The sequence below is a fragment of the Pandoraea bronchicola genome, from assembly GCF_902459805.1.
In the GTDB taxonomy this organism is placed as follows: Bacteria; Pseudomonadota; Gammaproteobacteria; order Burkholderiales; family Burkholderiaceae; genus Pandoraea; species Pandoraea bronchicola.
This window is the reverse complement of record NZ_CABPST010000008.1, coordinates 59,784-83,433: the sequence shown is the minus strand read 5'-3', so window position 1 is coordinate 83,433 and position 23,650 is coordinate 59,784. Positions and strand designations below refer to the sequence as shown.

Here is a 23,650-nt window from a genome sequence, read left to right as displayed (position 1 = left end):
ATTGTCTTGGACCATGGAATTCGTTCTGGCCGCCCCGCGCCCTCATGGCGCCGGATACAGCATCAAAGCGAGGATTTTACCAAACGCGCACCGCGATTTCGCCATTTGGCGCGTTTGTGATGTCGGCGGTATCCGCGTCAGGCCGTCTCGTCGTCGGAAGGCTCGGCCGGCGGGTTCTTGCCGGAAGATGTCGCCCCGCCGCCAGATGGCTTCGCCGTCGCGTCGGACTTACGCCCCTTGACGTTCGCACGCCGCCACTCGGCATCGAGCGACTTCAGCCAATTGAGCTTTTCCCCAATCTTGCCTTCCAGACCGCGCGGCACCGGACGGTACCAATTCTGGGCCCGCATATCGTCAGGGAAATACGTCTCGCCGGCCGCGTAAGCATCGGGCTCGTCATGCGCATAGCGATACTCGTGGCCGTAGCCGAGCTCCTTCATCAGCTTCGTCGGCGCATTACGCAGATGGATCGGCACGGCCCGTGACTTGTCCTTGCCAACGAACGCCCGCGCCTGGTTGTATGCGTTGTAACCCGCGTTCGACTTAGGCGCCGCCGCAAGATACAGAATGGCCTGTGCCAACGCGAGTTCGCCTTCCGGCGTGCCCAGACGCTCGTATGTCTCTGCGGCATCCAACGCGATGCGCGCCGCGCGCGGGTCAGCCAGACCGATGTCCTCCCACGCCATCCGGACAATCCGGCGCGAGAGATAGCGCGGATCGGCACCGCCGTCGAGCATGCGACAGAACCAGTAAAGCGCACCGTCCGGCGAGCTGCCGCGCACCGACTTGTGCAACGCACTGATCTGGTCGTAGAACGCATCGCCCCCCTTGTCGAAGCGACGCAGATTCTCGGCAAGCACGCTGGCAAGCAACGCGTCATCAATCGTTTTGAGACCCTGCGATGTCGCCGCCTGCGCGACGATCTCCACGTTATTGAGCAGCTTGCGGCCGTCACCGTCCGCCGAGTCGATGAGACCCTGCCGCGCCTCGTCGGTGAATCCAATATCGCCCAACTCGCGCGAGGCGCGCGTGATCATCTCGCCAAGCTCGTCGTCGTTCAGGCTCTTGAGCACATAGACAGCCGCGCGTGAGAGCAATGCGCCGTTCACCTCGAACGACGGATTTTCCGTCGTCGCCCCGACGAAAATGAAAAGCCCTGACTCGACGTGCGGCAGGAAGGCGTCTTGCTGCGCCTTGTTGAAACGGTGCACTTCGTCGACGAACACCAGTGTCTGCTTGCCCTGCGCACGCTGGATCTGGGCAGCCTCGACGGCGTCGCGAATGTCCTTTACGCCGGAGAGCACTGCCGACAGGGCGATGAAGTACGCCTTGAACGCATCGGCCATCAGGCGTGCCAGCGTCGTCTTGCCCACGCCCGGCGGCCCCCAGAGAATCATCGAGTGCGGACGGCCCGCCTCAAACGCCACGCGCAAAGGTTTCCCCTTGCCCAGCAGGTGGCGCTGGCCAATCACGTCATCGATGGTATGGGGGCGCAGGCGCTCGGCCAAAGGCACCGAAGCCGACAGAGGGGCGTCGTCTGGCATGTTCTCAAGCAGCGCGGCCGGGGAGTCCCCGGCCGCATTCGGATAATCAGATGTCCCCATTATGCCAGCCCCGTGGCCAGCCCGTGCGCTATATACATTCGCTGCGACGGGGACGAATCACACTCACCCCTTGATCAGGTCGGCCCCCTTGGGCACCGTGAACTTGAAGTTGTCCGCCGGCATGGGGGGGTTCTTCTGGATCTTGTCGAACGTCAGCAAAGTGACGTTGCCGAACGCGTCGTACAGTTCCATCGCCGCCAGATTGCCATCGCGAAAACCGATGCCCACGCGCTGGAATTGCGTGTCCTGCGACTTCGGCTTCAACTCCACCCAATCGATACCGTTCTTCACCCCCGCATCCTTGAGCGTGAAATTCTTCTCGATGTCGTTGCTGCCGAACAAGATCGCCGCCGGACTCGCGCCCAACGAGGTGCCCAGCTTGCGCTCCGTCACCTGATTCAGGTCCTTGTCGTAGATATAGAGCGTTTCGCCATCCGCCTGCAGCAACTGGTCGTAGGGCTTGACGTAACGCCAGATAAAGCGGCCCGGACGCGAAAACTCAAACGTGCCCGACGCCGTGTTCATCACCTTCATGCCACCGTCCTGCTGCCCTTTGACCTGCCTTTGCTCAAACTCGCCGCGCGCGGACTTCACCTGCGCCGCGAACGCCTTGAGCTGGGCCGTGCCGCTCGCATAAGCCGGAGCGACCAGCACCGCCAGCGTCACGCCGACAGCACCCGCGATGAGCGGCAAGCCGCGCTTGAATCCCAGCATGTTCCTTATTCTCCTTCGCGATTCGGCACCAGAATTTCCCGGTTGCCGTTGCTCGCCATCGCCGACACCACGCCGGACTGTTCCATCTGCTCAAGCAGCCGCGCCGCCCGGTTGTAGCCGATGCGCAAATGCCGTTGCACCAGCGAGATCGATGCGCGGCGCTGTTTGAGCACCACCGCGACGGCCTGATCGTAAAGCGGATCGGACTCGCCACCGCCCTCGGCAGTTCCGCCGCCGGCACCGTCGATGCCGCCGTCTTCACCTTCGACCGCCCCATCCAGAATGCCGTCGACGTAATTCGCCTCGCCCTGCTCCCTGAGCCGCTCGACCACGCGATGCACTTCGTCATCGGCCACGAACGCCCCATGCACACGCAACGGCAACCCGGTGCCCGGCGGCATGTACAGCATGTCGCCCATGCCCAGCAGCGTTTCGGCGCCCTGCTGGTCGAGAATGGTGCGCGAATCGATCTTCGACGACACCTGGAACGCCACACGCGTCGGCACGTTCGCCTTGATAAGCCCCGTGATGACGTCCACCGACGGGCGCTGCGTTGCCAGAATCAGGTGAATACCCGCTGCACGCGCCTTCTGCGCAATACGGGCGATCAGTTCTTCCACCTTCTTGCCCACGACCATCATCAGGTCAGCCAACTCGTCGATCACCACCACGATGTACGGCAGACGCTGCAGCGGCTCCGGTTCGTCGGGCGTGAGCGAGAACGGATTCGGGATGTGTTCTTCGCGCTTCGCTGCGTCGTCGATCTTGTTGTTGTATCCGGCCAGGTTACGCACGCCGAGCTTGCTCATCAGCTTGTAGCGGCGCTCCATCTCGGCCACCACCCAGTTCAGCGCATGGCCCGCCTGACGCATGTCGGTCACCACCGGACACAGCAAATGCTGGATGCCTTCGTACATGCTCATTTCGAGCATCTTCGGATCGATCAGGATCAGCCGGACCTGTTCCGCCGTCGCCTTGTAGAGCAGCGACAGAATCATCGCGTTGATCCCGACCGACTTGCCTGAGCCGGTTGTACCGGCGACAAGCAAGTGAGGCATCTTCGCCAGATCGGCCACAACCGGCTTGCCGCCGATGTCCTTGCCGAGCGCCAACGTCAGCAACGAGGACGAATCGTTGTAGATCTCCGAGCCCAGAATTTCCGTCAGACGCACCGTCTGACGGCGCGGATTCGGCAACTCCAGCCCCATGAAGTTCTTGCCGGGAATGGTCTCGACCACACGAATCGACACGAGCGAGAGCGAACGCGCCAGATCCTTCGCGAGATTGACGATCTGGCTGCCCTTCACGCCCGTCGCCGGTTCGATTTCGTAACGGGTGATGACCGGCCCGGGATAGGCGGCCACAACATTCACTTCGACGCCGAAGTCCTTGAGCTTCTTCTCGATCAGACGCGACGTGAATTCGAGGGTCTCGCCCGAGACGGTCTCCTGTGCAGCCGGCGCAGGATCGAGCAGCGCCAGCGGCGGAAGGATGGAATCAGGCAGATCGGCAAAGAGCGGCGCCTGCTTTTCCTTCTCCACGCGCTCGCTCTTGGGCACCACCTTGACCGGCGGAACGATCTGCACGGGCTCGTGCACTTCGGTGCGCACGCGGTTCTGCACGACCGCACCCTCTCGTGCGATGGCCGCCTCCTCGCCCAGCCGGCGGTCCTGACGCGCCTCGCGGCGGCGACGGATCACAGTGCCGGTATCGAGAATCAATGCGCCGAGCTTTTCGGCAGCGGAAAGCCAGGAAAAATGAAACAGCAGCGACAGCCCGAAGGCAAAGATCAGCAGCAGCGCCAACGTGCCGCCGGTAAAGCCCAGCGCGTGCTGGAAGAAACCACCGACGGTCTCGCCAATCACGCCGCCCGAGGCTCGCGGCAATTGCGCTTTGAAACGGTAAAGACGCAGCGACTCGATGCCAGCACTGGAGAGCAGCACCATCAGCGACGAGACGATCTCCACCCATCCGCCGCTGGCGAGCCTCTCGCGCAGTGGAGGCGCTTCGCGCTTGGCCGAGATCCGGCGGTAGCCCGAAATCACCCGCCGGCCGATGAAGACCACCAGCCAGTAAGCGGACAAGCCGAGCATGAGCAGCAGCATGTCGGCGACCCAGGCGCCGACACGCCCCGCCCAGTTGGCGATGCGCTCCACGTGCGCCGCATGCGTCCAGCTGGGGTCCAAGCGGCTGTAGGAGAACAACGCCATCAACAGGAACACCATCAGCGCGACTTGCGCCATCCAGCGGATTTCATGGAAAAGGTGCGTCACCCGGTTGGGTAACGACGATCCGGCACCAGCAGAGTAGGAAGATTTCGTCGTCATCAAGCCATGCGGTTGGGCGGGCAGACGGGCGGCCTGCCGCGCGGCAAGGCTCCATTGTAAACAACTATTACATCGCTCAAGGCAGGAAAAGGTGACAAGCAGTAACGCCGGGCCTCCCGGCCCCGTTCGGCGACGGCCGGTGACACGTCCTCGCCCGCGCTCCGGCACGCCGCTGCCTTGTGCCCGGCGCTTCTGCCCCCAAATTTAGGAGACGGCCCGGCGTCGCCATCCGTGGCCAGGTCCCGGGCGGTGTGTACCGTCCGAAGGCTATCGCGTCGATTGCAAGGCTCGATCAACGAAACGACGTCGGCCCCTTATAATGTCGGTTTGCGCCATTTCGCCCCCTGCTTCACGCTTGCAGCACGGGCTCCGGCGCCAGCCCCCATCCCCCTTTCCGGTGAGTCCGTCCATGTCCGTTGCCAAGCATGCCAAAGTCCTGATTCTCGGTTCCGGCCCCGCCGGCTACAGCGCCGCCGTCTATGCCGCGCGCGCCAACCTCAAGCCTGTGCTGATCACGGGTATCGCCCAGGGCGGTCAGTTGATGACCACCACGGACGTCGAGAACTGGCCCGGCGACCCGACCGGTGTGCAAGGCCCCGAGCTGATGGCCCGTATGCAGGCTCACGCCGAGCATTTCAACACCGAGATGATCTTCGATCACATTCATACGGTGCATCTGAACGAGCGCCCGCTGCGTCTGATCGGCGATTCCGGCGAATACACGGCCGACGCCCTGATCATTGCTACCGGCGCCTCGGCCCAGTACCTCGGCCTGCCGTCCGAAGAAGCGTTCTCCGGTCGCGGCGTGTCCGCCTGCGCCACCTGCGACGGCTTCTTCTACAAGGGTAAGGAAGTCTGCGTGGTCGGCGGTGGCAACACGGCCGTCGAAGAAGCCCTGTACCTCGCCAACATCGCCAGCAAGGTCACGGTGATTCACCGTCGCGACAAGTTCCGCGCCGAGCCGATCCTGATCGACCGTCTGCTGGAGAAGGCCAAGCAAGGCGCGGTCGAACTCAAGTACGACAGCGTGCTCGACGAAGTGACCGGCGACAACTCGGGCGTGACCGGCGTGCGCATCAAGAACGTGAAGACCGGCGCACACGAAGACATCGCGCTGCACGGCGTGTTCATCGCGATCGGCCACAAGCCGAATACCGACATCTTCGAGGGCCAGCTTGAGATGAAGAACGGCTACATCGTCACGCACAGCGGCCTGAACGGCAACGCCACGGCCACCAGCGTGCCGGGCGTGTTCGCAGCGGGCGACGTGCAGGATCACGTCTACCGTCAGGCCATTACCAGCGCCGGCACGGGCTGCATGGCCGCGCTCGATGCGCAGCGATACCTCGAAAATCTCGACCAGTAATCGCGCAACGCCTTGCTGCGGCGCCCACGCTGTGTGAGCTTGTGAGCTTTCATACGGTCAGGGCGCCGTTGTTGTCTTACCCTCCACCGTCCTTGTTCGCACGACCATGAGCAAGAAGCCTCCCAAACTCAGCCTCGGCGATCTCGCCAGCCTGCGCGATTCCCTCGCGAAGGAAACCGCTGCGCGCGAAGCCGAACGCCTTGCCGCCGCCAAACGCGCAGCGCAAGCCAAGCGCGATGCGAATGTGTTCCGCGACAGTATCGGCGACATCGCCCCGCTGCCCAGCAAGGGCGCGACCAATCGCGTCGAACATCCGCGCCAGCCGCCAGAGCCCGTGGCACGGCAGACCCAGGAAGACGAAGCGGCCGTGCTGTTCGAGTCGCTATCCGACGAGTTCGACCCCGAAGCTCTGCTCGACACCGACGACCGCCTGTCTTACCGTCGCCCCGGCATCAGTCACGACGCCGTGCTCAAGCTGCAACGCGGAGAGTGGGTGGTGCAGGCGCAGATCGACTTGCATGGCATGCGTCGCGACGAAGCCCGCGAAGCACTCTCCGCCTTCCTGCACGACGCCGTGAAGCGCGGCCTGCGCTGCGTGCGCGTGATTCACGGCAAGGGGCTCGGTTCGGTGAATCGCGAACCGGTGCTCAAGGACAAGGTGCGGGGCTGGCTGGCACAGAAGAACGAAGTGCTGGCTTGGGCACAGGCGCAAGGGCGCGACGGCGGTGGGGGGGCACTGGTAGTATTGCTCCAGGCTGCGCAGTCGCGCACATCGCGCGGGTAATCCACTCGCCCTGGGCGCGTCATCGCTTCGACGCGCGCGCCGTCACTCGGTCAATTCCGCCATAGATCACGACGTTTCACTGACAGGATTCGCCGATGATTCACGAGATGAGCGCCCAACTGCATACGATACTGGCCGTGATGGAGGCCATCGCCGTCATGTCGTGCGCCATTTCCGGTTTCGCCGAAGCCCGCAAGCAGCACCTCGACCCGGTCGGCGCATTCGTGCTGGCCTTTGCAACCGCCTTCGGCGGCGGCACGCTGCGCGACGTGCTGCTCGACCACCGTCCCTTCTACTGGGTGCAGCATCAGTGGTACACGGTCATCATCCTCGTACTCTCGCTATCGACGTCCGGCGTGTTGCGGCTTGTCTCGCGCGTGGCCACTGAGCGCATGCTGCTCATTACGGACGCGATCGGCCTGGGGTTCTTCAGTGCGTCAGGCACCTCGCTGGCGTTGCAGACCGACATGTCGGCGTTCATGTCCGTGATGATGGGTGTGATTACCGGCGTTGGCGGCGGCGTCATGCGCGACATCCTGTGCAATGAAGTGCCGCTGGTGTTACGAGACACTCGCCCCTACGCGGTGTGCGCCTTCATCGGCGGCTGGATCTACATCGCCCTCACCTACGCTGACCTCGACCCGGTCTACAGCCTGTCGATCAGCGCCCTCTCGGTCATTTTCGTGCGCCTGATCACTGTCGCATTCGACGTCCGGCTCAAGTCCTGACGCCCTGAACGACAAAGGGCGACGCCGCCTGCGCAGCCATCGCCCTCCTCGCTCTCCTCGCCTGCCTCGATCTCGCCCGCGTTCGTTGTCGCCCTGCCGCGATGTGCAGCGATGGCTGCAACGACGGTGACGACGGCGCCGGCCTCAGACCGCCTGCTCGCCCTCTTCGCCCGTGCGGATGCGGATCACGCGCTCGACATCGGTCACGAAAATCTTGCCGTCGCCGATCTTGCCGGTGCGCGCTGCGCCCAGCACCGCGTCGATGACCAGCTCGGCCTGCGCCGCGCTCACCACGACTTCGATCTTGATCTTCGGCAGGAAGTCGACAACATATTCCGCGCCGCGATACAGCTCGGTGTGCCCCTTCTGACGGCCGAAGCCCTTCACTTCCGTGACGGTCAGGCCGGTCACGCCGACTTCGGCCAGCGCTTCGCGGACTTCGTCGAGCTTGAAGGGTTTGATGATGGCAGTTACGCGTTTCATTGTCGCCTCGATATCTTGGTTGGTTTGTTCTGAAAATTCGCCGGGCTATTGTACCGGTCCGGGGACGGCACGCCGATGACAGCGTGCAGCCCCCACCCTCCCGTCATATGGCACTCAGGCGTGCGGGTCGTCGGGCACCGTGTCCAGGTCCGCGAGCCACACCACCGACTCCGAATCGCTCGGTGCGCGCCAGTCGCCGCGCGGCGACAACGAGCCGCCCGTGCCGACCTTCGGTGCATTCGGAATGCACGACCGCTTGAACTGACTCGTGCGGAAGAACCGGTCCAGGAAAATCCGCAGGTTGCGCTTGATCGCGATCAGATCGTAGGCGTTGCGGGCAAGATGCCCTTCGTCGGGCCAGCGTCCGGTCGAGGCGTCGTGCCATGCGCTCCACGAAAGGAACGCCACCTTGCGCGGGGCATAGCCGAAGCGCAGCGTGTAATAGAGGTTGAAGTCCTGCAGCTCGTACGGCCCGATGAAATGCTCGGTGCGCTGCTCGGGCGCACCGTTGGCCTTGCCCGGCACCAGCTCCGGGCTGATTTCCGTCTCGAGAATGTCGATGAGGACGTTGCGATGCTGCCCCGCCTCTTTGCCGCCCTTGGCGGGCTTCGCCGACGCCGCACCGCCCAACTGCCCCGTCTCGGCCACCCATCGCACGAGGTGCATGATGAGCGTCTTGGGCACGCTGGCGTTCACGTTGTAGTGGGACATATGGTCGCCCACGCCATACGTACACCAGCCCAGTGCCAGTTCGCTCAGGTCCCCCGTGCCGATCACGATCGCGCCCAGATGATTCGCCAGACGGAACAGATGATTGGTGCGCTCGCCAGCCTGCACGTTTTCAAAGGTGACGTCGTAGACGGCTTCGCCCTTCGCGAACGGATGATCGAGGTCCTTCAACATCTGCATGCAGCTCGGGCGGATGTCGATCTCGCGCGCCGTGCATCCGACCGCGTCCATCAACTCGCGCGCCTGACGCAGCGTGCGCTCGCTCGTGGCGAAGCCCGGCATCGTGTACGCCAGAATGTTGGTGCGCGGCAAACCCAGCCGGTCCATGACCTTCGCGCACACGAGCAACGCATGCGTCGAATCGAGGCCACCGGACACACCGATGACGACCTTCTGAATCTTCGACGACGCCAGACGCTGCATCAGCGCCTGCACCTGAATGTTGTAGACCTCATGGCAGCGCTCGTCACGCCGGCGCGGGTCGGACGGCACATACGGGAAGCGTTCGATGGCGCGCTTGAGCGGCAGCTCGGCGTCACGCGGCAACGTGACATCGACCTGGATCGTGCGGAATCGCGCGACCTCGCCGGCATGACGCCGCACGGACACGCCGAACGTCGTCTGGTGCATGCGCTCGCGCGCGAGCCGCTCCAGATCGACGTCCGCATATATCAGATGCGATTCGCTGGCGAAACGTGCCGACTCGGCCAGCATGTCGCCGTTTTCATAGATGAGCGCTTGCCCGTCCCAGGCGAGATCGGTCGTCGATTCGCCCTGCCCGGCCGACGTGTATAGATACGCCGCGAGGCATCGCGCCGACTGTTGACCGACCAGTTGATGACGATAGGCCGACTTGCCCACCACCACATTCGAAGCCGACAGGTTGACCAGTACCGTCGCACCGGCCAGCGCCGCGAACGACGACGGCGGCACCGGCACCCAGACATCCTCGCAAATCTCGCAGTGAAAGCGCAGCAACGGTTGATCGGCGGCTTCGAAGATAAGCGAGCCGAACGGCACGTCGCCGCCAAGCAACGTCACCGTATCGACGCCGGCGTCATCGGCGGCGTTGAACTGACGTGCTTCGTAGAATTCGCTGTAGTTCGGCAGATATGTCTTGGGAACAACGCCGTGAATGCGTCCGCGTGCGACGACAACGGCGCAATTGAACAGGCGCTGCTGCACGCGCACCGGCATGCCGACGATCAGCGCTGCGCCCAATTCGCGGCTCGCCGCCACGATATCGGCGAGCGCAGCGTCGCAGGCGTCGAGCAGTGCGCGCTGCTGGAACAGGTCTTCGCAGCTATAGGCGGGAATGCCCAGTTCGGGGAAGGCGACGAGGACCGCGCCGGCCGCATCGGCCTGCTTCGCGAGTGCGATGGTCTGCGCGGCGTTGTAGACGGGATCGGCCACGCGGCATTGCGGCACCCCGACGGCTACGCGCGCGAAATCGTGATTGTAGAGATTGAGAAATCGGTGGGTCATGTCGGCGGCTACCATGCATCGCCCGTGTGCCGTGACCTCGGCGGGCGCTGCAGCCCGAGGCTGGCGCCCGCCCGGCGCGGGCGGCGGACGTTAGATTCGCCAGTATATTACGCGAGGCCCCACTGTGCCGGAGGCCGATGCGCGATGCCGCGAGTTCACGTCGCCAGGCGCTTGAACGGGGTGTGCGCCTCGAGCTCGCCGATATGCTCGTCCATTGCCGAGGTCTCCGAATCAAGAAACTCGGCAATCGCGTCGGCGAAGCGCGCGTCGGCAATCCAGTGCGCCGACCACGTCGGGGTAGGCAGCAGACCACGCGACATCTTGTGCACGCCCTGCGCCCCGCCCTCGAAACTGCGCAGCCCGTGCGCGATGCAATATTCGATGCCCTGCGCGTAGCACGTCTCGAAATGCATGCCGGAGACGAAGTCCGTCGTGCCCCAATACCGCCCGTACATCGTGTCGCCACTCACCACATTCAGTGCGCATGCCAACGGCGCACCATCTCGCTCGGCCATGACAAGCAGCAACGCGTCCGGCATCGCCGCATGTACCTGCCCGAAGAATGCACGGGTCAGATACGGGGCATTCCAGTGCTCACGATAGGTGTTGTCGTAGCACTGATAGAAGAAGTCGAGCGCGGCATCGTCAATGTCGGCACCGCGCAGCCACCGGTATGTCACCCCGGCCTCGCGTACGCGTCGGCGGTCCTGCTTGAGCTTCTTGCGCTTTTCCTGATTCATCTGCGCGAGAAAGTCGTCGAACGTGGCAAAGCCCGGGTTCTCCCAATGGAACTGCACGCCTTCGCGCAGCATATAGCCAGCCTCGGTGAGTGCCGCCAGGTCGTCGTCATGGGTGAACAGCACATGGATCGACGACAACTCGAGCTGCTTCGCGAAGGCAATCGCGCCACGGGCGAGCGCCACCCGGTCGGCGTGCGTACGCGCGAGCAGGCGCGGCCCCGTCACCGGAGAGAACGGCACGGCGCACAGCAGCTTGGGGTAATAGTTCAGACCGTGACGCGCAAATGCATCAGCCCACGCGTGATCGAACACGTACTCACCACGCGAATGCGATTTGACATAGAGCGGCATGGCGCCCACAAGCACGTCTGCGGCATGCATGAGCAGATAAGCCGGCTGCCAGCCGGTGCGCTTCGACGCACATCCGCTCGTATGCAGGGCATGCAGGAACGCGTGCTGCACGAAGGGATTGCCGCCCGCGAGCGCATCCCACGCGTCGGCCGGCACGTTTTCAATCGATTGCACTACACGGATGACTACGTCGCTGCTCACATCACACCTCGTCTGCGAACCGGCGGCTACAGCACAGCACCCGCCAGCAGAGAACCCTGCCACTGGCCGACATTGTCGCCGAACTCGCCATTGTCTTCAGGCCGCCGAGTCGACGAAGCGCAACTTACCAAAAGTAAGTTACCATTGGTAAGTTATTTCAAATGGAGTGATCCGTCATGCATGCGCTCGTCGTTGTCGCACATCCCGACCCACATTCGCTGACCCATGCCATCGCCTCGCACGTTGCCGAGGGGATCGCCTCGACGCCGCAGCAACCACATCACACGCCTGCGCACTCCGCAGAGATTGCCGATCTGGCGGCGGAGGGTTTCGATCCGAGATTCGCCGCCGCCGATCTCGCGCTGTTCCGCAAGACGCAAGCGGCGCCCGCCGACGTTGCTGCCGAGCATGCCAGAATCGACCGGGCCGACGCGCTGGTTCTCGTCTACCCGATCTATTGGTGGTCGTTCCCCGCCTTGCTCAAGGGATGGATTGATCGCGTATTCACGCAGGGCTGGGCCTATGAGGACGTGGAAGGCGGCAAGGTGAAGAAGAAGCTGCAACGTCTGCGGGTGCATCTCGTGGCCGTGGGCGGTGCCGACCAACGCACCATCGCCCGGCACGGCTACTTCGGCGCGATGAAGACCCAGATCGATCACGGGATTTTCGACTACTGCGGCGCGCAGGTCGTGACATCCGAGTTGCTCCTGAGCTCCGACACCGGCTACCCTGAGGCGCATCTCGAGACAGCGCGGGCCATCGGCCAGAAGGTCTTCGCTCGCGCTTCCTGACCCGATACGTATCCTTCTGACCATGAGCCCAGCCGCCGATTCCTCTGCACGCCGCCGCATGCCACGCGAAGCCCGCACACGACAGTTGCTCGACGCGGCATGGGGACTCATCGGCGACGAGGGCACCGACGCCCTGACCCTGGGGCGTCTGGCGGACGAGGCGGGTGTCACGAAGCCGGTGGTGTACGACCACTTCGGCACGCGCAATGGGCTTCTGGCCGCGCTGTATCAAGACTACGACGAGCGCCAGACGGCGATCTTCGACAGCGCGGTGGCCGCCGCGAAACCCACCTTGCAGGAAAAGGCCCGCGTGATCGCCTCGAGTTATGTCACGTGCGTGTTGGCACAAGGCCGCGAGATCTCGGGCGTTCTGGCGGCACTCAGCGGCTCGGCGGAGCTTGCCGCCGTGAAGCGGCAGTATCAGCAAACCTTTATCGAGAAGTGTGCGGCGATTCTCGCCCCGTTCGCCGGGCCGTCAGGCGTCTCCACGCCCGCCATGTGGGCCATGCTGGGAGCCGCCGATTCGCTCTCGGACGCCGCCGTGGCAGGCGACATCACCCCTGACGAAGCCCGGGCGGAACTGTTGCAGACGATTCTGGCGATGGTCAAACGCCACAAGCCGTAGACGCATCCACAGAGGCGAGCACGGGCGGAAGATCCACGCCCCCACGGCCCAACGCCCGGCACCGCACGCGCCGGCGCTCCCGTCGCTGGTGAATCACATCGCCAGTCCATGGACTGACAGATTTCATGGACGTGAGCCGTCTGCGCTGGGTTCGCCGGGCCAGTAATGGCTGTCCGGCATGGGACGTGCGCCAAAGATGGCCTGGCCCACGCGTACCACGGTGGCGCCTTCCTCAACGGCGATCTCGAAGTCGCCCGACATACCCATCGACAGTTCGTCCAGAGCGATGCCGGCAGGGGCGCTCTGACGCAGTTGAGCGCGTAGCTGGCGTAGCCGGATGAAGCACTGCCGCACTCGTTCGGCATCGCTGGAGAAGAGCGCCAGCGTCATCAGCCCGCGCACGCGCAACGCGCAGAACGCCGGCAGCGCCTGGACAAAGGCGGGCACGTCCTCGGGGGAGAGGCCGTATTTGCTGGCCTCACCGGAGGTGTTGACCTGCACGAACACATCGAGCGAACGCCCTTCGATTTGCAGGCGGCGATCCAGCGCCTCGGCCAGCCGCAGGCTGTCCAGTGCCTGGAACTCCGCGGCAAAGCGCGCCACCAATTTCGCCTTGTTGGTTTGCAGATGGCCAATGACTGACCAGCGCAGATCGGTCAGATCCTGCATCGCCTCCCATTTGCGATGGGCCTCCTGCACCTTGTTCTCGCCCAGCATGCGGCAGCCGGCGGCGTAGGCCAAACGCAGGCTCGCCTCGGGCTTGGTCTTGCTGACTGGCAACAGCCGAACGTCTGCAGGATCGCGGCCTGCGCGGTGACAAGCGGCAGCGATGCGCGCCTGCACGCGCGACAGGTTGCGTCGAAAATCCTCGACCGTAGTGGCCTCTGGATAGCAGCCATGCTTGTCGTGACGGGTTTGTGTGTCGGCGGCCGTGAACATCAGCCTCTCCTCATGCCGGCGGATTTCAGCATCCTCTGTGGCAACCGGCCATTGAGTACCGCGTAAGCCATCAGCCCGACGACCAGTCCCCAGAACGCGCCGCCGATCCCCAACAGCGTGATGTTGGCGGCGGCGGCCAAAAAGGTGATCAGCGAGGCTTCACGGGTTTTGGCGTCGGCCATTGCGCTGGCAAGGCTGCTGCCGATAGTGCCCAAAAGGGCAAGACCAGCCAGCGTGGTGATGAACGTCGCAGGAAAGGCCGTGAACACTGCAGCCAGAGTCACCCCAAACAGGCCGATCAGGATGTAGAAAATCCCTGCGGCAACACCGGCAATCCAGCGCTTGGACGGCACTTCGTGCGCTTCTCGCCCCGTGCAGATGGCCGCCGTGATGGCAGCAATATTCAAGGCGTGCGAACCAAACGGCGCCATTAACAACGAGCCCAAGCCGGTGATGGTCACGATGGGATTGGCGCTGGTCTTGAAGCCTTCATTGCGAAGCACCAGCATGCCGGGCATGTATTGGCCGGTCAGCGTAATCAGGAACAGCGGCAGCGCCACACTGAGCAAGGCATTGAGGGAAAAGACGGGCATGGTAAAGACCGGCGCAGCCAGGGTCAGCGTTAGCCCCGACAGATCGACACGATTCTGAATCAGCAGGAAGGTCAGCCCCAGCACGAGAATGCCCACCACCGCGTAACGGGCAGAGAACCGCTTGAGCACCACATAGGCGGCGATCAGCAGCCCGGCCAGCAGCGGGTCGATGCTCATGCCGCCGAAAGCCTTGATACCGAACTGCAGCAAGATGCCTGCAAGCAGCCCAGCCGCCACGCCCGGCGGGATCAGGCGAATCACGCGATCGAACCAGCCCGACAGCCCGAGTATCACGAAGGCGAGCGCCGATATCAGGTAAGCGCCCACGGCTTCGGCATACGAAGTCGAGGCCAACGCGGTGACCAGAAACGCCGCCGCTGGCGTGGACCAGGCGGTAATGATCGGCTCGCGGAACATCCCGCTCAGGAGGAGTCCTGTCACTCCCACGCCAATGGAAATCGACCAGACCCACGACGCCGTCAAGGCCGGGCTGAGTCCGGCCACTTTGGCGGCCTGAAACACCAGGATGAACGTGCCGCCGTAATTGACGATGACCGAAATGAGACCGGCCACGACCGGATGGGGGAGATCGCGCCAACGAATGGACGAATGGGATGGGACAGATGCCATGGCCTGACGGCAACTCCTGAAAGATGGATGAATGCGTTCCGAACCGTATTTATAGTTTTAAAATGGCTGCCTGTGCCCCTCCATTTTTTCGAAGCGATACCAGCCAATTGTTCAAACACGCCCAACTCGAGTCCGTCAAAGCCTGGATCGGCGACCCGTCACATGGCGCTTTGCCCTTGCACGCGCGCGTGCAACGAGCCATTCGACAGTTGATCCTCGACGGCACGCTCGATGTGGGCAAACGGCTGCCGGCGTCGCGCTCCCTTGCCCACTCATTGGGGGTGTCCCGCGACACGGTCGAGTCGGCCTACAGCCAGTTGCATGCGGAAGGCTTCATCGAGCGGCGTGTCGGCAGCGGTAGCTTCGTATCGGCGCGTGCGCAACGTCTGCCAGGGCGCGGCACGGCTCGTCGCGCAGTCACGCCCAAGGAAACACTGCGCCTGAGCCAGCGCGGCAGCGCCATGTACCAGAGCGGTGGCGTGCGCGACTTCCTGACACCGCGCCCGTTCGCCCCCGGCGTGCCGGAAACACGCAGCTTTGCGCTCCAGACGTGGGAACGGCTGGAGCGGCAAGTCTTGAAGGAATACGGAACGCAAGCGCTGCTGCACAGCCCCCCACAGGGCATGGAGCCGCTGCGGCGGGCCATCGCGGACTACGTCAATCTCGAACGCGGTGCCCGAGCCACACCTGAACGCGTGCTGGTGCTGACCAGTTCCCAGCAAGCGCTGACACTTTGCGCCACCGTGCTGCTGGATGCCGGCGATCGGATTTTCATCGAAGATCCCGTGTACCACGGCGCACGCAAGGCATTTGATGCTGCCGGCCTCGAATGCTTGCCCGTGCCGCTGGATGCCGACGGCATGCAAGTCGATCATCTTCGCGCTGCGACGCAGCCCGGCAAAGCCGTGTTCTTAACGCCGTCGCATCAATTCCCGACCGGGGCCACGCTCGCGTTGGACAGGCGCCTGGCCGTCATTGAGTGGGCTCGCCAGCAGCGCGCCTGGATCATCGAGGACGACTACGACAGCGAGTTCCACTATGCGGGCAAGCCCACGGCCTGCGTGCAAGGGCTCGATCTGCACGAGCGGACGATCTATATCGGCACCTTCACCAAATCCCTGTTCCCCGGTCTTCGAATCGGCTACATGGTGCTGCCCTCGCAGCTCGTCGCCCCCATGACGGTAGCCCGTACCCTGCTGGACGGGCACAGCGCGCCCATTCCTCAGTTGACGTTGGCACGGTTCATCGAAGGTGGCCATTTCGGTGCGCATGTGCGCACCATGCGGACTGTCTATGCCGAGCGGCGCGATGTGTTGGCACGGCTGGTGCGCAAGCATCTGTCCGATTTCGTGGAACCACGAGTCCCTGCCGGAGGGATGCAGATGCCATGTGTCTTCGTGCGCGACATTCCCGAGCAGGAAGCGGTTGATGCGGCGCGCCGGGAAGGCATTGACCTGCTTGGACTGACTGCGCTGCATGCCACCAGCAAGCCCATACCCGGTTTCCTCATGGGCTTCGCCGCCCATTCCCCCGGAGAGTTGGAAATCGCTGTCAAGCAACTTGTCGGAGTGCTGTCTGCCTTGACGTTGCGCAGGTAAGGAACGCCCGGGCCGATGCCCTGGCTGGCAGCCCGCAGCCCATGAACGGGTCAACCACGTTTGCGCTATGTGGCTTGCCGGCTCACCGGCCGGTTGCCCGAATGGACGTCATCGCGAAACAAAAAACCCGGCGCTCGGCCGGGTTTCTCTGACGTCGACAGGCGACGCCGCAAGGCGAAAATCGCTTACTTCTTCGCGTTGGCCACGCCGTCGACGATTTCCTTATGGGCGGCTTCGATGCCTTCCCAGCCTTCGACCTTGACCCACTTGCCCTTCTCGAGCGCCTTGTAGTTCTCGAAGAAATGCTTGATCTGGTCCTTCAGGTAACCCGGCACGTCGTCGAGCGACTTCATGTGTGCCGTCATCGGGCAGATCTTGTCGACCGGCACGACCACCAGCTTGGCGTCCACGCCCGACTCGTCGGTCATGTTGAGCATGCCCAGCGCGCGGCAGCGAACGACCGAGCCCGCCAGCAGCGGGAACGGCGTGACGACCAGCGCGTCGACGGGGTCGCCATCGCCAGCCAGCGTTTGCGGAATGAAGCCGTAGTTGGCCGGGTAGCGCATGCCCGTGCCGATGAAGCGGTCAACGACCAGCAGACCCAGATCCTTATCGGCTTCATACTTCACCGGATCGCTTTGCGCCGGAATCTCGATGATGACGTTGAAATCGTTGGGGATGTCCTTGCCGGCAGGCACGTGGTTGAAGCTCATGATGGCATTCCTGTGTATGAAAAGGGGCATGCCGCCGCACGGCGTGCGCGCCCGCCAACCTGCCGGATGCCACGCCGCCCGACGGCAATCGGGCGCGGAACATTATAGCGGGTTTGCCTGATTCGCCTGCATGGCCGGCAGACGGGCGAGCCTCTGCGGGGTGAGTTCGTCAACGTTTGCGCAGCCCAGCAGTTGCATCGTCGTGCGCAACTCGCCAAGCAACAGCGCGAGCACCCCGGCGGCCCCTTTCCCGCCGCACGCCGCTACGCCATACAGCGGCGCCCGGCCGAGCAGCACCCCCTTGGCGCCCAGCGCGACCGCCTTGGCCACGTCGGCACCGCGCCGCACGCCACCATCGACGAACACGGCCATCGTGGAACCGCCAGCGCTCAACGCCTCGACGATCGGCGGCAGCGCCTCGAGAGGCGCGAGCGTGCTGCCCAGTTGCCGACCGCCGTGATTCGAGACAACGATGCCATCCGCGCCGTGCGCCTGCGCCAGCCGGGCGTCCCCCACCGTCTGAATACCCTTGACGAGCACTTCGCCCGGCCAATGGCGTCGCACCCAGGCCAGATCGTCCCAACTGAGCGACAAATCCATCTGACGGCTCAACATCGCCGAATGACGCGCCAGATCGGCACGCTCGCCCACGCTTTGGGCAATATTGCGCAGTTGCGGCGCGCCGTGGGTCAGCATCTGCCAACTCCAGTGCGGATGCCGCATGCAGTCCGCCACCAGTCGCGGCGTGAAGCGCAGCGGCAGCTTGAAACCGTTGCGCGTGTCGTGATCGCGCTTGCCATGCACCGGCGTGTCGACCGTCAGCAGCAACGTCCGGAAGCCGGCCTCGCGCGCACGCCGCATCATGCTCTCGGCAATGCGACGGTCCTGCTGCACATAAAGCTGGAGCCACAGTTCGCCATCGGGGACCGCGGCGCGCACATCCTCCAGCAACGAGGTCGACGCCGTCGACAACACGAACGGCAGCCCCGCGTCGGCCGCCGCGCGCGCGAGAAGTTCATCCGCCCGTGGCCAGAACAGACCGTTGAGCCCGGTCGGCCCTACCGCCATCGGGGCAGCCGCGTCACGCCCCCAGAAGGTCGTCGCGCACGCGATCCGCGACGTGTCGGTCAGTACCCGCGGCGAAAAGCCCCACTGGCCGAACGCGTCGCGATTGCGGCGCAGCGCGTCGCCATCCTCGGCGCCGCCTTCCAGATAATCGAACGCCAGCTTCGTCAGACGCCGCCGGGCAGCCCGGCGGTAATCCTCCACGCAGGAAAATGCGTGCATCACTCCCCCTGTCCTCATGTCCGCTCGCGGGGCTCGCCACGAGATAGGCATCCTTGCCCTCACAACTTGCCTCGGGGACAAATCGCTACTTGCTCACAAACAATTGCATTACAATCACAATCGTTACAATCCGAACATACCGGTACATCCCATGCCGCGCTTGCCCGCCCGGTCATCCCACCGCACTGAAGACGCGCCCGACACTCCGTCAGCCAAATCCACCGGCGCGGCGGATACTGCGCAACCTGCACCGCGCTCATCGCTCTTCGTCGGCTCGACCGAAAAGACGTTTCAAGTCCTGCACGCCTTTGACGGCCCGGCGCGCTACATGACGCTCGGCGACATCGCCAAGGCGGCGGGGCTTGATCGCAGCGCCACACAACGGCTCGTGCATACGCTGGAAGTCCTCGGCTACCTCTTTCGCGTGCCCGAGACGCGGACCTACGGTCTTACCACCAAGGTGCTGCAGTTCTCGTACAACTACATCCGCGCGAACGACCTCGTTGAGAAGGCCGCACCGTATCTGCTCGACATCTTCCGCCGCGTGGGCGAGACGACCAACCTGCAGGAGCTGGACGGTCACGAGATCGTGTACGTCGCGCGCTTTCCGGGTCAGCATCTCGTGAACATCGGCATCGTCGTCGGTGCGCGTCTGCCTGCCATGTTCACAGCGTCCGGCATCGCCATCCTGTCGCGCCTGCCCGAAGCCCGCGTGCGCGAGATTCTGGCGAACACGTCGCTCGAGCCGATGACGCCGTACACGGTCACGGACGAGAAAAAACTGCTCGAACGCATACAAATGGCCGCGCGACGAGGCTATGCCATCGTCGAGAGCGAGACGGTGATGGGTGATATTTCGGTCGCCGCTCCCATCACCGACCACGACGGACACGCCGTCGCTGCCATCAACATCTCCGTGCCGACCTCGCGCTGGACGCGTGAGCGTGTCGAAGCCGAACTCGCTTCGCACGTTCAGGTCGCCGCGACCTCGATCTCGAAGTCGCGACTGTCGACCTTCCGCCGCTAAGTCACATCAGGCGGCGGACAGGCCGCTGCATCCCAACGCCTCAACGCGCTTCAAAAATCGCCAGTTGCCGGGCCAGTTCCTCGCGCAGTTCGGCCGAGAGCGCCGGTGCGGGCGGCATCAGCGGTGCGAGCATCGCCGGCGCGTTCACACCGATCAGATCCATCACCGACTTCATCGGCCCCGGATTCGTCTCGGCAAACGCCAGGTTCATCAGCGGAATGAGCGAGCGGTGCAGCGCGAGCGCTTCGGCTGTCTCGCCCTTCGAGGCGAGCGCGAAGATGCGCTGCCACGCGGTGGGCAACAACGACGCCGTCACCACGATGCCGCCGCGCGCGCCTGCCGCCACATGCAGCGGGAACAGCGTGTCTTCGCCGCTCAGCACAGCGAACGACTCGTCGACACCGGCAACCGTGCGCAGGAAGTGCCACATGTCGGTGTTGCATGCCTTCATGCCGATGATGTTCTCGTGGCGCGACAGCTCGTGCAGCACGTCCGGCGCAATCGCGATACGCGTGCGATACGGAATCTCGTAGATCAGGATCGGCAGTGGCGACTCGTCGGCGTATCGCAGAAAGTAGTCGCGGATACCGGCTTGCGTCGGGTTCGTGTAGTAAGGCGTGAGCACGAGCAGGCCGTCGGCACCGGCGGCGGCGAAGTCACGGCCGGCTTCGATGGCGTCGTGATAGCCGGGGTCGAGTACGCCCGCAATCACCGGCACGTCGCGGCCGTGGTCCTTGACTTCCCGCGCCGTGAGTTCGGCCATGCGCACGCGCTCGTGGCGCGAGAGCGCCCCGTACTCCCCCGTGCCGCCCAGCGGCACCACGCCGTCGATGCCCTGCCCCAGCAGGTAGCGCATCAGCGCGCGTGCGGCGTCGGTATGAATCGTGTCATCGGCATTCACCGGCGTGGGAATCGCCGGCAAAATGCCCTTCAGTTGTGCAGAGCGAAGCATGAGTTAAACGTCCGTGAATCGTGAGTTCGGAGAAATCGGATACCGCATCAGGTCGCGAGGCTGCGCCGGCGCAGGCGCTCGGCCACCCAGATCAATGCGGCAATGAAAAGGAACAGGCACGTGGAGACCGCAGCGATCACCGGCGAGATCTGCATCGTGAGCTCGTCCCAGAACTGCTTGGGCAGCGTGGTCGACAAGCCACCCGACGTGAACAGGGCAATCGTGAGTTCGTCGAACGAGGTGGCGAACGCGAACAGGAACGACGACAGCAGGCCCGCGCCGAGAATCGGGAACGTCACGCGGCGCAGCGTGGCCCACGGGCGTGCGCCCAGGCTGTAGGCCGCCAGATCGAGACGCGTGTCGTAGTTGCGCAGCACCGCCATCATCGTGATGACGACGTACGGCACGGCAACCACCGTATGCGCGATGGTCAGCCCCACATTCGAGCCCACCAGACCGATCTTGGCGAAGAAATAGAACACGCCGACGGCCAGGATCATGCGCGGCACCACGATCGGGGCGAGCACGAAGGCAAGCATTGCCGACTTGCCACGCATGCCGCCGCGCACCAGCAGAAACGCGGCGGGTGTGCCAATCAGCATCGAGAGCAGACCAGCGCCAATGCCCACCAGCATGGAGCGCGTGACAGCCTGCATCCACAACGGCGAATCCCAGACCTGCTGATACCACTGCAGCGAGAAGCCCTTCGGCGGCCATGCCAGTGCAGAAGCCGAGTCGAACGACACCGGAATCATCAGCAGCGCCGGCGCGGCAAGGAACACCACCAGCAGGAAGACGATCGCGCGCAGCACGAGGCCATCGCCCTGCTCGCCCTTGTGACGCGGCATCACGCGAAGCAGCGCATCGGTCGCGCTGCCCAGCGCGCCGAGTACCTTCTCGCCGAGCATGCGGCTCCAGCCGCCGCGTCGCTTGCCCGCTTTGACGTCACCCGCGCCGCCTGCCATCGTCGACAGGCCGACCATGCGGTCGTAGACGAGGAACACGACGAGCACCACGGCCAGCAACAGCACCGAAATCGCGCCGGCAAAGCCCCAGTTCAACGCCTGCATCACCTGATCGATGATGAGCTGCGTAATCATCGTTTCATGACGTCCGCCCAGCAGCGTCGGCGTGATGAAGAAGCCGATCGACGTGACGAACACCATCAGCGCGCCGGCCGCGACACCCGGCAACGACAGCGGGAAATACACGCGCCAGAACACCGTGCCGGGACGAGCGCCGAGCGTCGACGCCGCGCTCGGCAAACGACGATCGATGTTCTCCATGACGGACAGCATCGTGAGCACGGCCAGCGGCATGAGCGCATGCACCATGCCGAGTATCACCGCCGGGAAGCTGTACAGCAGCGAGAGCGGCGCGTCGATCAGGCCGAGATCGAGCAACGTGCGGTTGACCACCCCATTGCGGCCGAGCAGCACCACCCACGCGAACGTGCGCACGAGGAAACTGGTCCAGAACGACACCAGGAGCCAGAAGAGCAGCCGCTGCTTGCGAGCCCCCGTGAGCGTCGAGAGCCGGTAGGCAATCGGATACCCCGTAAGCACCGCGAAGAAGGTCGTGTAGAGCGAGACCTTGAGCGTGATGAGCAACACCTCGACATACACCGGCGAGGCGAACAGACGCTGATATTCGGCGAGCGTGAAGCCGCTCTCGCCGCGAATGCTCAGCAACAGCAACTGGCCGACCGGATAGACCAGCATGACCGTCAGCAGGATGACGATCGGCGCCGCCATGAGCATTGGGCGCAGGCGCGCACGCCAGCGTGAGCGGCGCGGCGCCGGCTGGACGGGACTGGATGACGAAGGACGAACCACGGCGGATGCACTCATCACTTACCCCGCGATCGCGACAGCGTCGTCGGCGTGCCAGGCCAGACCCAGCGTCTGCCCGATCTCGAAACGGTTGCCTTGACGATGCGTGGGGAACGCCGCGACGAGCGACTTGCCCGGCTCGCCCGCCTTGCCGCCCGTGACGTCCGATTGCAAATACAGCTTCGTCATGCCACCGGTGACCATGATGTCGGTGAGCTTCGCCGAGATCGTCGCCACACCATCGCCGCCGCGCTGGCCATCCTGAATGTGCAGATTCTGCGGACGCAGCATCAGCTTGACCGGACGGCCGCGCTCGACCTGCGGGTCGTAGACCATGGCGAGCGCACCGTTCGCGCCTTCCACGCCAGGCATTGTCACGCGCACCTGATCGCCCGCGCGCTCGAGCACGGTGGCGTCGAGCAGGTTGGACTCACCGAGGAAGTCAGCCACGAACACGCTTTTCGGACGGAAATACAGGTCGTCAGGCGTGCCAAGTTGCGCAATTTCGCCGGCGTTCATCAGGCAAATGCGATCGGACATCGTCATCGCTTCTTCCTGATCGTGTGTCACGTACACAATGGTGGTGCCGAGTTCACGGTGAATGCGCTTGATCTCGAGCTGCATGTGATCGCGCAGCTTCTTGTCGAGCGCGCCCAGCGGCTCGTCCATCAGAATGATCGACGGCCGGTAGACCATGCAGCGCGCCAGGGCGATGCGCTGCTGCTGGCCACCCGAGAGTTCGCGCGGATAGCGCTCTGCCACATGCGGCAGGTGCACCATCTCCAGCGCGTTCATGACCATCTTGCGAGCCGTCTGCGCGTCGGTACGACGCATCTGCAACGGGAATGCGATGTTCTCCGCCACGGTCATGTGCGGGAACAGCGCGTAGTTCTGGAACACCATACCGATGTCGCGCTCGTACGGTGCGCCGTACGTGACATCGGTCCCGTTGATGCGGATAGCGCCCGCATCGGGCTGCGACAGACCGGCGATGAGCGAGAGCAAGGTGGTCTTGCCCGAGCCGCTCGGGCCCAGCAAGGTCAGGAATTCGCCCTGGGCGACATCGAGGTCGGTCGGTGCAAGCGCGACGAATTCGCCGTAGCGCTTGGACAGGCCCGAGACTTGGAGATTGGCAACGGTCATGAGATCAG

At 64.1% G+C, this 23,650-nt stretch carries 20 protein-coding genes; 7 read left to right on the top strand and 13 right to left on the bottom strand.

What is annotated here, in order from left to right; genetic code table 11:
- Positions 1–137 precede the first annotated feature (137 nt).
- The 3 genes from PBR20603_RS15565 to PBR20603_RS15555 form a co-directional block, all read right to left on the bottom strand.
- The gene (locus tag PBR20603_RS15565) at positions 138–1,544 is read right to left on the bottom strand and encodes a replication-associated recombination protein A (RefSeq protein WP_150560528.1); all 1,407 of its coding nucleotides are present in this window, start codon (positions 1,542–1,544) and stop codon (positions 138–140) included.
- A 123-nt stretch (positions 1,545–1,667) separates the two neighbouring features.
- Positions 1,668–2,318 carry an outer membrane lipoprotein chaperone LolA gene (lolA, locus tag PBR20603_RS15560; RefSeq protein WP_150560423.1) on the bottom strand — a complete coding sequence of 217 codons (651 nt, stop codon included), beginning with the start codon at positions 2,316–2,318 and terminating at the stop codon, positions 1,668–1,670.
- 5 nt (positions 2,319–2,323) lie between these two features.
- Positions 2,324–4,645 (bottom strand): DNA translocase FtsK, encoded by a 2,322-nt coding sequence (locus tag PBR20603_RS15555; RefSeq protein ID WP_150560422.1) that lies wholly within the window; start codon positions 4,643–4,645, stop codon positions 2,324–2,326.
- Between the two features lie 409 nt (positions 4,646–5,054).
- On the opposite strand from PBR20603_RS15555, the gene trxB reads away from it, so the two are divergent.
- The 3 genes from trxB to PBR20603_RS15540 all read left to right on the top strand — a co-directional run bounded on the left by trxB (position 5,055) and on the right by PBR20603_RS15540 (position 7,523).
- Entirely contained in the window at positions 5,055–6,011 is a 957-nt protein-coding gene (trxB, locus tag PBR20603_RS15550; protein WP_150560421.1) for a thioredoxin-disulfide reductase, read from the top strand.
- A 106-nt stretch (positions 6,012–6,117) separates the two neighbouring features.
- A complete protein-coding gene (locus PBR20603_RS15545; RefSeq protein WP_150560420.1) occupies positions 6,118–6,795 on the top strand; it encodes a Smr/MutS family protein in 678 nt (225 codons plus the stop codon).
- A 107-nt stretch (positions 6,796–6,902) separates the two neighbouring features.
- Complete coding sequence (locus PBR20603_RS15540) at positions 6,903–7,523, top strand: trimeric intracellular cation channel family protein (protein ID WP_425495824.1); 621 nt, start codon at positions 6,903–6,905, stop codon at positions 7,521–7,523.
- Positions 7,524–7,667: 144 nt separating this feature from the next.
- Here the strand turns inward: PBR20603_RS15540 and PBR20603_RS15535 are convergent, their stop codons facing one another.
- The 3 genes from PBR20603_RS15535 to PBR20603_RS15525 all read right to left on the bottom strand — a co-directional run bounded on the left by PBR20603_RS15535 (position 7,668) and on the right by PBR20603_RS15525 (position 11,512).
- Positions 7,668–8,006, bottom strand: a complete 339-nt coding sequence (locus PBR20603_RS15535) for a P-II family nitrogen regulator (RefSeq protein WP_150560418.1) — start codon at positions 8,004–8,006, stop codon at positions 7,668–7,670.
- 114 nt (positions 8,007–8,120) lie between these two features.
- Complete coding sequence (locus tag PBR20603_RS15530; protein WP_150560417.1) at positions 8,121–10,220, bottom strand: NAD(+) synthase; 2,100 nt, start codon at positions 10,218–10,220, stop codon at positions 8,121–8,123.
- Positions 10,221–10,375: 155 nt separating this feature from the next.
- Positions 10,376–11,512, bottom strand: a complete 1,137-nt coding sequence (locus tag PBR20603_RS15525) for a GNAT family N-acetyltransferase (protein ID WP_150560416.1) — start codon at positions 11,510–11,512, stop codon at positions 10,376–10,378.
- A 176-nt stretch (positions 11,513–11,688) separates the two neighbouring features.
- Between PBR20603_RS15525 and PBR20603_RS15520 the strand changes: the two genes are divergently transcribed.
- On the top strand, positions 11,689–12,303 hold the full coding sequence (locus PBR20603_RS15520) for an NAD(P)H-dependent oxidoreductase (protein WP_150560415.1): 615 nt from the start codon (positions 11,689–11,691) through the stop codon (positions 12,301–12,303).
- Between the two features lie 22 nt (positions 12,304–12,325).
- Complete coding sequence (locus PBR20603_RS15515) at positions 12,326–12,928, top strand: TetR/AcrR family transcriptional regulator (RefSeq protein ID WP_150560414.1); 603 nt, start codon at positions 12,326–12,328, stop codon at positions 12,926–12,928.
- A 123-nt stretch (positions 12,929–13,051) separates the two neighbouring features.
- On the opposite strand, the gene PBR20603_RS15510 is transcribed toward PBR20603_RS15515, so the two are convergent.
- The gene (locus tag PBR20603_RS15510) at positions 13,052–13,867 is read right to left on the bottom strand and encodes a YggS family pyridoxal phosphate-dependent enzyme (protein WP_150560413.1); all 816 of its coding nucleotides are present in this window, start codon (positions 13,865–13,867) and stop codon (positions 13,052–13,054) included.
- Positions 13,867–15,090, bottom strand: a complete 1,224-nt coding sequence (locus tag PBR20603_RS15505; RefSeq protein WP_150560412.1) for a benzoate/H(+) symporter BenE family transporter — start codon at positions 15,088–15,090, stop codon at positions 13,867–13,869. Before PBR20603_RS15505 ends, PBR20603_RS15510 begins: the two co-directional genes overlap by 1 nt.
- Positions 15,091–15,197: 107 nt before the next feature.
- On the opposite strand from PBR20603_RS15505, the gene pdxR reads away from it, so the two are divergent.
- The gene (pdxR, locus tag PBR20603_RS15500) at positions 15,198–16,688 is read left to right on the top strand and encodes a MocR-like pyridoxine biosynthesis transcription factor PdxR (RefSeq protein ID WP_150560411.1); all 1,491 of its coding nucleotides are present in this window, start codon (positions 15,198–15,200) and stop codon (positions 16,686–16,688) included.
- Between the two features lie 185 nt (positions 16,689–16,873).
- Here pdxR and ppa read toward each other — a convergent pair whose 3' ends face one another.
- Together ppa and PBR20603_RS15490 are read right to left on the bottom strand one after the other, a co-directional pair.
- Complete coding sequence (gene ppa / locus PBR20603_RS15495; protein WP_150560410.1) at positions 16,874–17,401, bottom strand: inorganic diphosphatase; 528 nt, start codon at positions 17,399–17,401, stop codon at positions 16,874–16,876.
- 102 nt (positions 17,402–17,503) lie between these two features.
- A complete protein-coding gene (locus PBR20603_RS15490) occupies positions 17,504–18,688 on the bottom strand; it encodes an alpha-hydroxy acid oxidase (RefSeq protein ID WP_150560409.1) in 1,185 nt (394 codons plus the stop codon).
- 151 nt (positions 18,689–18,839) lie between these two features.
- On the opposite strand from PBR20603_RS15490, the gene PBR20603_RS15485 reads away from it, so the two are divergent.
- Positions 18,840–19,715 (top strand): IclR family transcriptional regulator, encoded by an 876-nt coding sequence (locus PBR20603_RS15485; protein WP_150560408.1) that lies wholly within the window; start codon positions 18,840–18,842, stop codon positions 19,713–19,715.
- Between the two features lie 40 nt (positions 19,716–19,755).
- Here the strand turns inward: PBR20603_RS15485 and PBR20603_RS15480 are convergent, their stop codons facing one another.
- From PBR20603_RS15480 to PBR20603_RS15470, 3 genes are all read right to left on the bottom strand, one after another.
- Positions 19,756–20,667 (bottom strand): dihydrodipicolinate synthase family protein, encoded by a 912-nt coding sequence (locus tag PBR20603_RS15480; RefSeq protein ID WP_150560407.1) that lies wholly within the window; start codon positions 20,665–20,667, stop codon positions 19,756–19,758.
- 47 nt (positions 20,668–20,714) lie between these two features.
- Positions 20,715–22,421 (bottom strand): ABC transporter permease subunit, encoded by a 1,707-nt coding sequence (locus tag PBR20603_RS15475; protein WP_150560527.1) that lies wholly within the window; start codon positions 22,419–22,421, stop codon positions 20,715–20,717.
- A gap of 99 nt (positions 22,422–22,520) precedes the next feature.
- Complete coding sequence (locus tag PBR20603_RS15470; RefSeq protein WP_150560406.1) at positions 22,521–23,642, bottom strand: ABC transporter ATP-binding protein; 1,122 nt, start codon at positions 23,640–23,642, stop codon at positions 22,521–22,523.
- Between the last annotated feature and the right edge of the window lie 8 nt (positions 23,643–23,650).

Excerpts from the sequence above, each read along its gene's own strand:
- PBR20603_RS15565 (WP_150560528.1), bottom strand. The coding sequence starts at position 1,544 with ATGCCAGACGACGCCCCTCTGTCGGCTTCGGTGCCTTTGGCCGAGCGC.
- lolA (WP_150560423.1), bottom strand. The coding sequence starts at position 2,318 with ATGCTGGGATTCAAGCGCGGCTTGCCGCTCATCGCGGGTGCTGTCGGC.
- PBR20603_RS15555 (WP_150560422.1), bottom strand. The coding sequence starts at position 4,645 with ATGACGACGAAATCTTCCTACTCTGCTGGTGCCGGATCGTCGTTACCC.
- trxB (WP_150560421.1), top strand. The coding sequence starts at position 5,055 with ATGTCCGTTGCCAAGCATGCCAAAGTCCTGATTCTCGGTTCCGGCCCC.
- PBR20603_RS15545 (WP_150560420.1), top strand. The coding sequence starts at position 6,118 with ATGAGCAAGAAGCCTCCCAAACTCAGCCTCGGCGATCTCGCCAGCCTG.
- PBR20603_RS15540 (WP_425495824.1), top strand. The coding sequence starts at position 6,903 with ATGAGCGCCCAACTGCATACGATACTGGCCGTGATGGAGGCCATCGCC.
- PBR20603_RS15535 (WP_150560418.1), bottom strand. The coding sequence starts at position 8,006 with ATGAAACGCGTAACTGCCATCATCAAACCCTTCAAGCTCGACGAAGTC.
- PBR20603_RS15530 (WP_150560417.1), bottom strand. The coding sequence starts at position 10,220 with ATGACCCACCGATTTCTCAATCTCTACAATCACGATTTCGCGCGCGTA.
- PBR20603_RS15520 (WP_150560415.1), top strand. The coding sequence starts at position 11,689 with ATGCATGCGCTCGTCGTTGTCGCACATCCCGACCCACATTCGCTGACC.
- PBR20603_RS15515 (WP_150560414.1), top strand. The coding sequence starts at position 12,326 with ATGAGCCCAGCCGCCGATTCCTCTGCACGCCGCCGCATGCCACGCGAA.
- PBR20603_RS15510 (WP_150560413.1), bottom strand. The coding sequence starts at position 13,867 with ATGTTCACGGCCGCCGACACACAAACCCGTCACGACAAGCATGGCTGC.
- PBR20603_RS15505 (WP_150560412.1), bottom strand. The coding sequence starts at position 15,090 with ATGGCATCTGTCCCATCCCATTCGTCCATTCGTTGGCGCGATCTCCCC.
- ppa (WP_150560410.1), bottom strand. The coding sequence starts at position 17,401 with ATGAGCTTCAACCACGTGCCTGCCGGCAAGGACATCCCCAACGATTTC.
- PBR20603_RS15490 (WP_150560409.1), bottom strand. The coding sequence starts at position 18,688 with ATGCACGCATTTTCCTGCGTGGAGGATTACCGCCGGGCTGCCCGGCGG.
- PBR20603_RS15485 (WP_150560408.1), top strand. The coding sequence starts at position 18,840 with ATGCCGCGCTTGCCCGCCCGGTCATCCCACCGCACTGAAGACGCGCCC.
- PBR20603_RS15480 (WP_150560407.1), bottom strand. The coding sequence starts at position 20,667 with ATGCTTCGCTCTGCACAACTGAAGGGCATTTTGCCGGCGATTCCCACG.
- PBR20603_RS15475 (WP_150560527.1), bottom strand. The coding sequence starts at position 22,421 with ATGGCGGCGCCGATCGTCATCCTGCTGACGGTCATGCTGGTCTATCCG.
- PBR20603_RS15470 (WP_150560406.1), bottom strand. The coding sequence starts at position 23,642 with ATGACCGTTGCCAATCTCCAAGTCTCGGGCCTGTCCAAGCGCTACGGC.